The sequence below is a fragment of the Deinococcus murrayi DSM 11303 genome (assembly GCF_000482805.1).
GTDB lineage: Bacteria > Deinococcota > Deinococci > Deinococcales > Deinococcaceae > Deinococcus > Deinococcus murrayi.
On the sequence record NZ_KI519503.1, the window covers coordinates 34,620 to 47,436 of the forward strand.

Sequence of the window (12,817 nt, forward strand, 5' to 3'; positions counted from 1 at the left end):
TCACTTTGCCAGTTGTCATGGGGCGCGTCGCGCAGTGGCGACGGCCTCCAGCATAGTTGATGGGGCAGTTTCGCAGGTGGCAGGCACCAGTACCGGGCGCTGTCATCTGCGATTTGTCCCCAGCGCCATTTGCTCTGTTGGGTGACATAGCCGCAGCGTCCGTAGTCCAGCAAACTTCAGAAGCCGCGTCCTGCACGTCTCGCAAATCGGCGGCCTCTGGAAGCAGGACAGCCTTTTGCGACGTCACAGGGTATCCCCGCAGAAGTTCCGCAACTCGCATTCCAGGCATTTGACGGGCTGCGCTGTGGGCGGGGGGCACTGCTCAGCCTGAATGAAGCCACGCACGGTAGCGATGGCCGCTCGCGTTCGGTTTCTTAAGCGAGTGTCAAAGGGGATGGTATGCGTCTGGCGCGTGCGGCTGCTGTGCCAGTATCCGTGCGGGCAGGTGAGGTTCAGCTCGGCCTCGACCAGCAGGGCGTAGGCGCACAGTTGCAGCTTGTGGCCGGGGTCGGGGGGGCGCGACGTGTGCTTGAACTCGACTGGGAAGGCCCGCGTGCCGTCCACAATCAGCAAATCCAGTTCACCCGTCAGGCCGAGGGCGGGACTGGTCAGCCGCAGGTCGTAGCGGCGCTCGCCTTCGGTGAGTTCGTAACGGCTGAAGGTGCGCCGCCGTTCCTTGAGCAGCTCGGCCTGGTGCTTCTCGCGCCCGTGCGTCATCAGGACGGTTTCGCGTCGCCGGACGGGAGTGCAGCGCTCGAAGAAGACCACGCGGGGGCAGTAATGGTGCTGGCGCAACTCGGTGGGGGTGACCAGCAGCGGCTCAGGCATCGTCGGCCTCCTGATAGAGGATGGTGGCGTCCTCAAGCTGCCACTGTTCGAGCTGAAGAATAGCGATGAGACCCGGACTCTCGCCCATCGCCTGTTCCAGCCGTACTTCCAGCTCGCGGCGTGCCGCCCCGGTCAGTCTGCCCTGATAGGCGCTGTACTGCCAGCGGGCGAGGCCGTAATCCTTGCAGGCGTTCATGACCTTGGCGCGGCGCTTGTCGTCCCGCACGTCATAGAGCACCAAGGTGGGCTGGCCCGCCTTGCGAGGGTCTTGCAGCAGCTTCGCCATGGCTCACCAACTGGCGACGTACACGGGGTAGTCGCCCTCCCCGCGTAGAAAGGTGGCGAGGCGGCGGGCTTGCATCACCATGATGTTCTGGAGGCGGAAGCGTTTGTTTCCCACCACGTCACGGGTGTCCAGGCGGTCGTTAACAGCGGTGGCGATTCGTTTCCGGGTTTCTGGGGTCAGTTTGCCGTGTTCGTCCGTTTCGGGCCGCCAGCCGCGTCCCAGCAGGGCGAAGACGGGTCGGTCCACGCAGGCGGCGCGAAAGCCCTCCACGAAGTCCAGCACCAAGCTGGGCTTGCCAGGCCGGTCGGTGTGGAGGAAGCCCGCGAAGGGTTCGAGGCCCGCCGTCGCCAGCACACCAGCTGCCCGCGCATAGAGGATGCCGTAGCCGTAGTTCAGCGTCATGTTGGTGGGGTCGGTCGCCCCCCGCCCCAGGCGGCCCGGAAAGGCGAGGTCGGCGGGCAGCATGGCCGCCACCGCTCCCCAATACACCACGCCGCCGCGTCCCTCGATGCCCAGCAGCACGTCGCGCAAGGCGTCGATGCACTCGCCCCGCTGCGCGTTCAACTCAACTTCCAGGGCGCTGAGGCCAGGCAGGGCACGCTGGAACGCCTCATACGCGGCGGGGTCGGCCTCCTTGCGGTACTTGCCGAAGTACTTGAGCAGGCTGGCCTGGTTCCTGAGGCGAGCACGAACGGCGTGCCGAGCGACCTCTACGCCCACCGGGGTCAGGTACGCCTGCATCTGCGCCCGGCGGGTGCTGACCGTACCCACCAGGTATGGACTGCTGAACTTGGCGTAGGGTGCGCCCAGGCCGTCGACCAGGTCAATCTGCACGCCGAATTTCGCGCAGGCACGAATCGCATCGGCGCTGAGGGTGCAGGCCGTGGTGGTGACGGTGACGGTTTCGAGGTCGCGCAGGGCCACCTCCTGCGTCTCCTGCTGTGGGTGACGCAGTTGCAGCCGCTCGCTGCGCAGGGCCAAAAAGGTGCCACGCTCCGAGATGACGAGGTTCATGCCGGGAGCGTGACACAGGAGCGCGTCAGTGAGTGACGTTTAGTACAATGGTGTTCAAGCTGTGCGCCGATACAGCGTAGACCGCTTGCTGGAGCGCACCAGGCGGTAGGGCACCAGGGCTGAAACCACTGCCCGGTCGGGTTTGTCCGTCGTGAAGGTACTGAGCTTATCCCAGGTCATCTTCGAGCCGTAGTCGTCCAGATAGTGCATCACGGCCCCGCTCAGGGTGGTGCGCGGGTCGCCCGTGTGGGTGACGAACGCGGCGTCCAGTTCGGGCCGTTCCTCTACGTCAAGCCACTGGATGAAGCCGCCGCGTTTGCCGAGCATGTTTAGGCGCAGCAGCAATCCCGTCAAGGTCTGCTTTTCCTCCTCGCCCAGCCTGGAAACCTGGAAGGCCAAACGCAACTCGCCGCGAAATTGAATGTACTCGCGGAAAGCAATAGTGGGCTGCCAGGGTGCCTTACCTTCCCGTACCGCCTTCGCTCTTGCTACCTCCTTATCTGTGCCCTTGTTCTTTGGAGCCTCCCAGGGCCGCTGCACCTTGATAAACGCATTCGTCACACACGCCCATTCCGGCGGGCTACTCCGCACGGGCAGGGCGTGCAGCCAGCGGAAAACCTCCTGCGCGAAGCTCACGCCCTGCCAATTCACGGCGACGTCAATCAAGGCCGTCTTGACCGCGTAGGGACTGGGCACCAGCAAAGATTTCCCGGCGGCACTCGTCGCCTGCGAGTCCTTCAGGCTGAAGAGGGCCGTCGGCTCGTACGTTGCCACCAGCCAGGTCATGACGGTAGGGTCTGGCTCATTGCCTCGGCAAAGGCTCCCAGAGAGCCGAATTCCTGGACGCCGATAGACTTGCAGCTCATCCTGGAAAGCGCTTCCGCAATCTGCTTCACCTGCGCCTCGAACTCGGGGTTCAGGGCGCTGACGGTCGGCGCGGGCACGCTGTGGTCACTGGTCGTGATCACGCCCCGGAAGTCGGTGAGGTGAGGACTCTGGGTGTTTCGCATCGCGCCGCCGGGGTGCAAGAAGGTGTGCGTGAGCGCCCGCAATACAGCAGTCAGGCGCTTAAGACGCTCCGCCTCATCGATGGCATATTCCCGCGTGATGTCATTCAGGCCGATACGGTACGCCTCCACATGGGCGACCAGTGCGTACTGTCCGCTGGACGCGGGGCGGTGGAAGATGGCCTGACCGAGATTAGTACCATCGTCAGCGCCAGTTTTTTCTCTTAAGTGCGGGTCGTACTTGACATGAAAATAGCTGCCTGTTTTGACCCTCTCCGGCACGCCCGGCACCCAGGAGAACTCCACTACGCTCTTGCGGCCTAAGGCGCGTCCTTTTTTTCCTCCTCCCGCTCCAGAGTCTTCGGCGTCTTCATCATTGGCAGCCTTGTTGTTGCTCTTTTTGCTTGGCGCTGATGTGATGAGTACGCCTGCCACATCGTCTAAAGCGCAATGCCTTAAGGCCATCGTTAGGGCTTCTGGGTCGGATTTTCCATTCTTCGCCGATCCGATGGACTGAATGAAGCTTTGGTCGGCATTGATGCGGTTTGCGTTGATAACTTGGCATCCCAGGCAGAGCGTCAATCCCATCTCCTGCGCGATGGCCTGAAAATGCACGGCGAAGATGTGTTTGAACATGTCGCCCGACACGGCGTTGACGGGGTGCAGTTCACCGTCTGCCGCCACTACATCCACCATGCGGGTCTGGATGTGGTTGCCCTCGCCGCCCTCATTGTTCAACGAATGCAAGTTCAGGGTAGCGAGGCCGGAGATGGACAGGGTTCTCAGAGTCATGCTTGCTCCTCCATATCGGCTTCAAGCTGGGTTTCAGTTTCAGGTTGAGTGACGGCCTCAAGTCCGGGCGTTTCTTCTCTGGGTTCTTTGGCGTAGCCGTAGGCGATCAGCAGCATCGCCACCATCTGCGGGTCGTGTTCGTCGAGTAACTGGCCAGCTTGCAGGAGGTCTTCCGTCGTCACGGCGGTCCGCTCGCGCTTGCCCCGGTCGGCGGCCCGTAGGTTTTCTGTCATGTATTCAGTCAGAAAGTCCGAGAGGGCTGCCATGAATCTGGTCTTGGTGACGGCGCTGCGCTTAAGTTCCTGTGCCAATCCGTAATGCACGTCATAGGTGCGGTCATTGCCGAACTTACGGGCATACAGGGCCGTGCGGGTCGCCCGCCGAATGGCTCCCGCCACGTTCTGAAATCCGGAGTCCGAAATGATGCTCGTGATGTCGTTTCTGCCCATATGGTTCAGCACCCTCCCTATGTGTTCGGTCGTCATCCAGCGGGCAAACTTGCCCCTATCCGCCTGCCGAAGCATGTGCGGTCCATAGTCCGAGAGAAAATCCAGAAAAGCGCGAACGTCCTGCCCGCTCAGAAACTCGCGGTACTTCTCCAGGAGGTTGCGCTCCTCCGAGTGGCTCTCGTCCAGATTGCGGATACTCAAGCGGTGTTCGGCCAGCACCTCCAGCCATGCCCGGCGCTGCTCGTCGGCATTCTCAGCCTCCAGCCGTACCCAGGCAGGCAGGGCGATAAAGGAGATGTTGGTCACGCCCTTCGCGTTGCCGAGATTCTGGAAGTAGGCGGTTTGGAAGCCCGAAAGCAGGTCGCGGGGTCGCCCGCGCCTAAAGGTCTTGTGTTCGTCGTGTCTGAGCAGCGTTTCCGTCAGGGTGAGCGCCGCGAGGATGTCCACCTGGATGGCCCCGCCCCCCATGAAGTTCTGTCGAAACTCGTTCATGACGCGCCCCAGCGTCCCCACCTCAATGTCGGTGGGCTGGACCACCAGTACCTTGAGGTCCTTGCTGCCTTTGGGTGTGACCGCCACCGCGCCGATAAACCAGCCGGTGTATTTCAGAGCTTCCAACATCAGCGGCGCTTTTTCTTTCCCCATGCCGATGCTGTTGGCCTTGGGCGCGTTCATGCCCTTCCCGGTCATGGGATTGAAGATTTGCACTATCGAGACCTCATTGGTCTTGTTGCCTTTCAAGTGCTTTTTTAGGCTCCTTTCGGCACGTTCGGCCAAAGAGCCTTCCTGCCTGGAGGGGTCCCCTCCGAGCGCCTCCAAGGCCACCTGAACGTGACTGGCGAAGCGCTCAGACGCGAGTTCACGGTACGCAGTGGCATAGCCACTAGTGTTCACGGGCTTGAGCATGTCAACCAGGCTGGAGTACAGGGAATAGTCTGGACGAGGATGCTCCAGATTGTCAGGCAGCTCGGTCGAACCCTTATTCTCTTTGCGCCATTTAAAAAATCTGTCCCGTCGTTCCTTTTCATACTCATAGTCGAAGGCATCAGTTGGAGCTGAGCTGTCTCCGTCCTTTTTGATGTATTCGTAGAGTCGAAGAGGAACGCCAGACGGAAGCGCGACGTTTTGCTCTGTGGAGAGCCTAAAAGCGTCTTGCGCAGCATCCAGGCGCACCGTGACTTTCTCCGAGGGGCCGAGCGCCGCGAGAAGACGCCCCAGCCCCAGCGCCATCAGGGTGTCGGCGTAGGTCCCCTGCGAGCGGGGTACGGTAAAGGTGTTCAAGTGACGGCCTCCTTCTGGCGAACGTCTTCAAATGAGCGGGTGTCGCCCAAGCGCAGGGCACGCGAGGCCAGGGTGTAAATCATCCAGGCCAAGGCGTCGTCTGGGACAGGCATCTCCGGCTCAGTGACGGCTGGCACGCCACGCCTTTGCAACTCGTTCAGGCGCTCGGTGTCCAGCGGCACACCCGTCAACTCCTCAAAGACTCGGCCAGCTTCCGCCGCTGCGCCCGCGTCCAGCTTCCAGGCGGCCACCTCGCCCTTGTGGTCTGCCCCGTGATGGCGACAAATGGCTCCCAGGATGCCCTGCAACACACTCAGCCCCTGGTCTTCCCCCAGCCGGTCCATCAGGAAGTCCCCGAAGCTCTCGGAAAGGACAGCAGCCGACTCGCCCGCGTGCGGCGGCCTGCGCCCCTGCGCCTTCTCAAAAGCTTTGTTCCGCTGCCTGTCGTAGTTCGGGTGGTAATCCGTGTGGGCGCAGTATTCACCCTGGCCCTGTGGGGTCGCTCCATGCCGCGCGGCCTTTTCCGCGCCATTCCAGAGGAGCCGTCCGGCATATTCTTCTACCTGCTCAGCCTGCCAACGCCGCGTCCACCTCTGCCAGCCTTCCGACAGTTTGCCGATGTCGTGGGCGGCGATTGCGGCTCTGAGGGCCAGTTCGGTGGTCCCGGCTGGCAGGCCGAACTTCGCATCCACCTTTGGACACAGATGCCAAACGTCGGCGGCGTGCTTCTGTGACGCTTCCAAGACGCGCCGAATATGCAGCTCGTAACTCTCGTAGGTGTACCAGTAGTCGGGAGGGTCACCAGAACTGCGGAGAGGATGGACGGGCGGGAAGTCTTGGACCCCCAGCGCCCGGTCTGCGGGTGCCTGCCAGCGAAAACCTTCCTGGGCGGTATAGAAGACGAATCTGGGGTTGACCTGCACCAGCGGCTCCAACTTCAGCTCGTCGACGTCTGTCACCACCATCCAGTCAAGCTTGGTGGGTTCCCGACTCTCTTCCGCGCCCTTCCGCCGTTCTGGTTCCACCTCGCGGGGAATCCTCGCCAGCCAGTTCTCCTCCAGGTCGTGTTCCCGGTCCAGCGCCCGGCGGTTTTCTTCCAGCGCGGCGAAGTTGACCCAGGTGACTCCGATCCGCTCATGGCGGTTCACTTCATCCCAGGTGGACAAGTCGGTTTCTGGCGGCACGATGAGCAGGCTGACGTTCTGAATGTCGCGGATGAGGTCGGGGCGCTTGGACCGGTCGCCCTGGAAGGCGGACTTCATCTTGTCGCCGTGGATAATCTTGCAAACGGACAGATAGTCCTGCCAGTTCTTCTCGTCACCCGCTGTGTGCACCGCATCGACCAGCCGTTCCTCGGCCTCGGGCCGAACAGGCGAGGGCAAGTCAGCCATCGCCTCCCAGGTGGCCCGAATCAGGTCCTCCTGCCCTCTGTACGGCAACACGTCCCACTCGCCTTTTTCGGTACGGGGCAGTGTGTAGACGCTGACCACGCCGTGTTCTCCCGCGTACCGCGCATTCCGCCCGGCCCGCTGGAGCAACGCATTGCCGGGGCAGATTTCGGTATGCAGGTTTTCGGAACTGATGTCGAGGCCGACTTCGATTGCCTGGGACGCGACGAGGATGACATTTCCGCTGGCTTCCCGTCCCAGTAGCGCCTTCAACTTCTCCTCGTGGGCGTTGCGGTGCGTGGGAAAGAAACGCGAGTGCAGCAGGGCGAGGGTTACGCCCCGCAGATTCGGGTGCCCTTCGTCCTGAAGCCGCTGCAACTCGGTATACAGCGTCTGCACGCGGTCCACGGTGTTGGCGATGGCGATGCTCCTCCGCTCGTGCGCCTCGGCCACAGCCTGCGCGGTTAGCGGGGCCTCCACTCGGCGAAACCGGCGGGTCTTCTGCTGGCTGGTCATCACCTCCAGTTCCGCCTGGCTCGGCGTGATGAACTCGGCCCCCACCGCCCCGGCCAGCTTCTGCGTGAGGTCACTGGACATGGTGGCCGTCATGAAGAGAAAAGGGGTGACGCCCGCGAGCGCCCGCGCCATCTCCAGCGTGGTGCGAAAGGCCCGCTGGGGGTCAAAGAGGTGAAACTCGTCCAGCACCACGTAGCTCGCCACCACGCCCCCAGCCCCCATGTTGCGGCCCCGCCAGCTCTGTGAGTACGGCACATGGAGGTAGTTGCTCAGAAGCTGGTCCACGGTGGTCACGATGATGTCGGCTTCTAGCAGCGGGTCAGTGGGGTCCTCACCTGTGTGAAGCTTTACCGTTAGCCCCAGGTTATCCCCCGCCTTCTGCGCCCGCGCGTGCAGGTCCTTCGCCAGCGTTCGCATGGGCGAGGCGATGATGCAGCGCAATGGAAATTCTTTTAGTTCATGGTGCCGAGCCAGGAGATAAGGACCGAGAGCGGCCTCAGTCTTGCCCGCTCCAGTGGGGGCTCGCAGGACGACGTTTTTGCCTTTCAGCAGGGCTTCTGCGACGCGCACCTGGTAGGCGTAGGGCGGGTTGCCGAACAGGGCTTGCAGAGCAGAAGGGGTGTCCATACGTTCACCTTGGCAGGGGAAGGCGTCATTGAGTGACGGGTGGAGAGAAGTGGCCAGTCTGCTGCTTTACCCTACCAGCCCCGCGCCTTCCCGACGTCCGCTTTTCTGCACCGCAACCTTCTCTCCCAGCGCCGTGGCCTCCCCTAGACTCCGCGCATGTTCCCGCTTGACCTCCCCTTCGCCGTCCTGCGCGTCACCCTGCGGGCGCTCGAACCGGTGCAGTTGCCGCCCTTCCCCGGCTCCAAGCTGGAGGGGGCCTTTGGGCGGGCACTCTACCGCCTGGCTTGCACCCAGCCACAGCGGGAGACGTGCCAGGGTTGTCCTCTTCAGAGCATCTGTCCCTACGGCCTGAGCTACGCGCCCGTGCTTCCCGAAAGTCTGCGGGTGGCCTCGCTGGGGACACCGCCGCGCCCCATCATCTTCCGGGTGGCCTACGGTACAGAGCGGTCTTTGACCCCCGGTGAGGCGCTGACCTTTGGCCTGGTGGTGGTGGGCCGCGCGACCACGCAACTGCCCTACCTGCTCGCCACCCTGCGCGAGATGGGCCAGGACGGCCTGGGGCGCACACGGGGCCGATTGGAGCTGGAAGAAGTGCGGAGCGTGCAGCCCTATACCGGGGAGACGGTCACCCTGCTGCGGGGCGGAGAACTGGAGGTCAACCTCTGCCCCATCATCCTGCGACCCGGAGCCTTGCCTCCCGTCGCCGGGGACGGGCTGCGGCTCCAGCTGCGTTCTCCACTCCACCTCAAAGTGGGCGGACAGTTGGCGCAAGCGCTGCATTTCCCGGTGCTCTTGCGAGCGCTCCAGCGGCGAATGAGCAATCTCGAACAGGTGCATGGCGGGGCCGCCAGCCTGGGGGCTGACTTCACGAGGCTGCCGCTGCAAGCGCGAAGGGTAGAAACGGTCCGGCAGGAGCTGCGCCTCGTCTCGCAAGCTCGCAAGGGCACTCGCCCTGGCGAGAAGACCGTCATGGAGGGCTGGGTGGGCAGCGTGGAATATCGGGGCGACTTTACGCCCTTTGCCCCCCTCTTGCGGTTGGGAGAACAGCTCGGCGTGGGCAAGTGGGCACACTTCGGGGCGGGCCTGTATGACCTGGAGGGCGCAACAGACAAAGACACAGAAGCGGCCCTTCAGGTCCGCAGCGCCAGCCTCCGCCCCACCACCTGAATCAGGACGAGCAACAGGGCCGACGCCACCAGCAGGCCGAAGGCGAGTTGCCCGGCCCGCTCGTACTCCAGAGCCTGCACCAGGTCAAAGAGATAAATCGCCGCCGTGCGGGTCTCGCCGGGGATGTTGCCGCCGACCAGGAGCACCACCCCGAACTCGCCGAGGGTGTGCGCGAAACTCATGGCCGTGCCCGTCACCACCCCCGACAGCGTGAGCGGCAGCACCACAAACCGCAGCCGTTGCCAACCGTTCAGGGCCAGTGCCCGCGCCGCGTCCTCGTACCTGGGGTCCAGGCCCTCCAGAGCGCTGAGGTACGGCCCCACCGCAAAGGGGAGGCTATAGAGCACCGACCCCAGCAGGAGGCCGGGGTAGCTGAAGGCGAACTGCACGCCCGTCAGCTCCGTCACCCAGCCGTTGCGCCCCAGGCCGACAAGGAGGTAATAGCCCAGCACCGTGGGCGGCAGCACCAGCGGCAGGTTGATGACCGCCCGCAGCACGGTGCTCGTCCAACCGGGGCGGCGCACCAGCAGCAGGGCGAGCGGGTAGCCCAGCAGCAACAGCAGGGCGCTGGTGACGGCAGCGAGGTTGAGGGTCAGAAGCAGGGCCTCGCGCAGCGCGGCGTCCAACTACGGCTCCCTGGGGAGGACGAAGCCGTAGCGCCGAAAGACCTCACGGGCCTGCGGGCTGAGGATGAAGCCCCAAAAGCGCCGGGTGTTCTCGCCGTTTCTGAGCATCACCATCTGCTGTTGCAGCCGCATATGCTCCTTCAGGGGGGCCAGCCAGTAGGTGCCGCCCAGCGCGGCGAAGCTGGGGGCCTTGACGATGCTGTAGGCCAGGATGCCCGCGTCGGCGGCGGTCGAGGCGTACTGCGCGGCTTGGGCAATGTTTTCGCCCAGCACGAACTTGCCCTGCAGGGCCGCGCCGAGCTGGTGGTAACGCAGCAGCGAGAGCGCCGCTTGACCGTAGGGGGCATGGTCGGGGTTGGCGATAGCGACCCGGCGAACACGGGGGTCTCGCAGGGCTGCGGGGCCAAGCTTGGCCACGTTCAGCGGGCTGCCCTTGGGCACCCAGATGACCAAGCGGCCCACCGCGTAATCCCGCCGGGTGCCCCGCACCGTCAGGCCCGCGTCTTCCAGCCGTTTGGCATAGGTGCTGTCAGCACTCAGGAAGAGGGTAAAGGGCGCGCCATTTTGAATCTGCGCGGCGAAGTGGCCGCTGCTGCCGTAGGTGACCCGCACGGGGTCAGCCTGCGGGTACGCCTTGCGGTACCGCTCGGCCAGCTCGTCGAGGACGAACTTGAGGTCGGAGGCCGCCGCGACCTGCACCGTCTCGGCGGAGGCAGAAGACAGGGCCAAGGCCAAGAGCAGGGTCAGTCGCTTCCGTCTGGACATGGGGTTGTTCATTATCGGGAACAGTGGCGTGATTCTTGCCTCCCCAACCAAGCACGTCCGCTGCGGGGGCCACCGCTCCGGCTCAGCTCGCTGGCTGTTCACGGGAAAGCCGCATCAGGGCTGCGTTCCTGTCTTGACCGGATACCCCGCGGCCACCCAGTCATTCATGCCCCCCGCAACGTTGCGCACGTCCTTTCCCGCCTTGACAAGCAGCTCGCTGGCCTGGGCGCTGCGGTTGCCGCTGCGGCAGATGACGTAAACCGGGCGGTCTCCGGGCACCGCATCGGCGCGGGCCGCCACCTCATCCAGGGGCAAAAGCGCCGCGCCCGCGATGTGCCCTTCGGCATATTCCGCAGGGGTCCTGACATCGAGGACGTAAGCCCCCGCGTCCACCGCCGCCTTAAGGTCGGTCACGGAGACGTTGGGAAAGGAGGTCCCAGTCTGGGGAGCGCAGGCGGCGAGCGTGGCGGCTAGAGACAGCAAAAGCCAGATCTTCATATCGGTTCTCCTGATGGGTGCTATAGGACGTATCGATATCCCTGAGATTTGATTGACTCTATACCGTGGGGGGGTATACCTTCAAGCCACCCAAGGAGGGAGTGCATGTTCTTCAAACGCTTCTACGACACGGACCTCGCTCAAGCTTCCTACATGATTGGCTGCCAGAAGACGGGCGAATGCCTGGTCGTTGACCCCATCCGCGACATTCAGCAGTACCTCGACGAGGCGAAGAGCCAGAAGCTGCGCGTCACCCACGTGACCGAGACGCACATTCATGCCGATTACCTCTCCGGCAGCCGCGAGCTGGCGGGGGCCACGGGCGCGAAGCTGTTGCTCTCGGATGAGGGCGGCGAGGGCTGGCAGTACACCTACGACGACGGCAACCAGGTGAAGCTGCATGACGGCGACCGCTTCATGGTGGGCAACGTCCGCATCGACGTGCTGCATACCCCCGGCCACACGCCGGAGCACCTCAGCTTCCTGGTGACCGATACCCCCCGCGGCGACCGCCCCAGCATGATTCTGACGGGCGACTTCGTGTTCGTCGGCGACCTGGGCCGTCCGGACCTGCTTGACGAGGCGGCGGGCGGCAAGGACACCCGTTACGTGGGCGCGAAGCAGATGTTCGCTTCCCTGCGCGACAAGTTCCTGACCCTGCCCGACTACGTGCAGGTGTGGCCCGGCCACGGCTCTGGCAGCGCCTGCGGCAAGGCGCTGGGCGCGGTGCCCACGACCACGGTGGGCTATGAGCGGGCGCTGAGCTGGTGGGGCAAGCTCGTCGAGAAGGGCGACGAGGAGGCATTTACCCAGGAACTGCTTTCTGGCCAGCCGGACGCGCCCCTGTACTACGGGCGCATGAAGAAGGAAAATCGCGACGGCCCGGCCCTGCTCGGTGACGTAAAGCCGCTGCCGCAGCTGAGCGCTGAGGACGTGAAGGCGAAGCTCGCGGCGGGTGCCCGCCTGCTGGACACCCGCAAGAAAGAAGAACACCACGCCGCCGCGCCCGTGGGCAGCGTGAATATCCCCGATGGCGGCACCCTGGAAACCTGGGCGGGCTGGCTGCTGACCCCCGACCATGACCTGATTCTGCTCGCCCCCGCGGACCGCGCCGAGGTGCTGCGCCGCAAGCTGTGGATGGTGGGCCTCGACCACGTGGTCGGCTTTCTCCCCAGCGCTGAGGGCCTGGAGACGGCACCCGCCCAGCCCATCCCCGCCAGCGAGCTGCCGCAGCACGAGGACGCCCTGATTCTCGACGTGCGCGCCAAGACCGAGTACGACGACGGGCACATCCCCGGAGCGCAGCAACTGCACGCCGGACGCCTGCCCTGGAGACTGGGTACCCTTCCGCGGGACCGCGAAATCATCGTGCACTGCCAGGGCGGAGCACGCAGCGCCGCCGCTGCCAGCCTGCTGCGGGCCGAAGGCTTCCAGGTGAAGGAACTCGCCGGGGGCTACGACGCCTGGGCCAAGGCGCAGGGCGAAGCGAAAAAGGAAGCCCAGCCCGTCTGACCTTCCCGTGCTGGAGGCGGTCGCCTGCCCGGCCCGCCTCCAGTTCTCCTGACGGCAAGCG

Annotated in this window: 12 protein-coding genes; 2 read left to right on the forward strand and 10 right to left on the reverse strand. The window is 64.3% G+C overall.

Annotated elements, in window-relative coordinates; translation table 11 throughout:
* Positions 1-243: 243 nt before the first annotated feature.
* From cas4 to cas3, 7 genes are read right to left on the reverse strand one after another with little or no spacing between them, the layout of a single operon-like run.
* Positions 244-828, reverse strand: coding sequence for a CRISPR-associated protein Cas4 (gene cas4 / locus H565_RS0111710; protein WP_027461201.1), 585 nt, complete (start codon positions 826-828; stop codon positions 244-246).
* The gene (gene cas2 / locus H565_RS15250; protein ID WP_027461202.1) at positions 821-1,114 is read right to left on the reverse strand and encodes a CRISPR-associated endonuclease Cas2; all 294 of its coding nucleotides are present in this window, start codon (positions 1,112-1,114) and stop codon (positions 821-823) included. The genes cas4 and cas2 overlap by 8 nt, the downstream gene beginning before the upstream one ends.
* A 3-nt stretch (positions 1,115-1,117) precedes the next feature.
* A complete protein-coding gene (gene cas1, locus H565_RS0111720) occupies positions 1,118-2,128 on the reverse strand; it encodes a CRISPR-associated endonuclease Cas1 (protein WP_027461203.1) in 1,011 nt (336 codons plus the stop codon).
* A gap of 54 nt (positions 2,129-2,182) precedes the next feature.
* Complete coding sequence (locus H565_RS0111725; protein ID WP_027461204.1) at positions 2,183-2,914, reverse strand: hypothetical protein; 732 nt, start codon at positions 2,912-2,914, stop codon at positions 2,183-2,185.
* A complete protein-coding gene (locus H565_RS15255; RefSeq protein ID WP_034409417.1) occupies positions 2,911-3,927 on the reverse strand; it encodes a DevR family CRISPR-associated autoregulator in 1,017 nt (338 codons plus the stop codon). The genes H565_RS0111725 and H565_RS15255 overlap by 4 nt, the downstream gene beginning before the upstream one ends.
* The gene (locus tag H565_RS0111735; RefSeq protein ID WP_245576221.1) at positions 3,924-5,657 is read right to left on the reverse strand and encodes a hypothetical protein; all 1,734 of its coding nucleotides are present in this window, start codon (positions 5,655-5,657) and stop codon (positions 3,924-3,926) included. The genes H565_RS15255 and H565_RS0111735 overlap by 4 nt, the downstream gene beginning before the upstream one ends.
* On the reverse strand, positions 5,654-8,188 hold the full coding sequence (cas3, locus tag H565_RS0111740) for a CRISPR-associated helicase Cas3' (RefSeq protein ID WP_027461206.1): 2,535 nt from the start codon (positions 8,186-8,188) through the stop codon (positions 5,654-5,656). Before cas3 ends, H565_RS0111735 begins: the two co-directional genes overlap by 4 nt.
* A 156-nt stretch (positions 8,189-8,344) precedes the next feature.
* On the opposite strand from cas3, the gene cas6 reads away from it, so the two are divergent.
* A complete protein-coding gene (gene cas6, locus H565_RS15260) occupies positions 8,345-9,355 on the forward strand; it encodes a CRISPR system precrRNA processing endoribonuclease RAMP protein Cas6 (RefSeq protein WP_084542973.1) in 1,011 nt (336 codons plus the stop codon).
* On the opposite strand, the gene modB is transcribed toward cas6, so the two are convergent.
* The 3 genes from modB to H565_RS0111760 all read right to left on the reverse strand — a co-directional run bounded on the left by modB (position 9,319) and on the right by H565_RS0111760 (position 11,244).
* Complete coding sequence (modB, locus tag H565_RS0111750) at positions 9,319-9,981, reverse strand: molybdate ABC transporter permease subunit (protein ID WP_027461207.1); 663 nt, start codon at positions 9,979-9,981, stop codon at positions 9,319-9,321. The two genes, cas6 and modB, sit on opposite strands and share 37 nt — an antisense overlap.
* Positions 9,982-10,746: a molybdate ABC transporter substrate-binding protein gene (gene modA / locus H565_RS0111755; RefSeq protein WP_027461208.1), complete on the reverse strand. Its 765-nt coding sequence runs from the start codon at positions 10,744-10,746 to the stop codon at positions 9,982-9,984.
* A gap of 114 nt (positions 10,747-10,860) precedes the next feature.
* Positions 10,861-11,244: a rhodanese-like domain-containing protein gene (locus H565_RS0111760; protein WP_027461209.1), complete on the reverse strand. Its 384-nt coding sequence runs from the start codon at positions 11,242-11,244 to the stop codon at positions 10,861-10,863.
* A gap of 105 nt (positions 11,245-11,349) precedes the next feature.
* Between H565_RS0111760 and H565_RS0111765 the strand changes: the two genes are divergently transcribed.
* Positions 11,350-12,756 (forward strand): MBL fold metallo-hydrolase, encoded by a 1,407-nt coding sequence (locus tag H565_RS0111765; protein WP_027461210.1) that lies wholly within the window; start codon positions 11,350-11,352, stop codon positions 12,754-12,756.
* Positions 12,757-12,817: the final 61 nt, after the last annotated feature.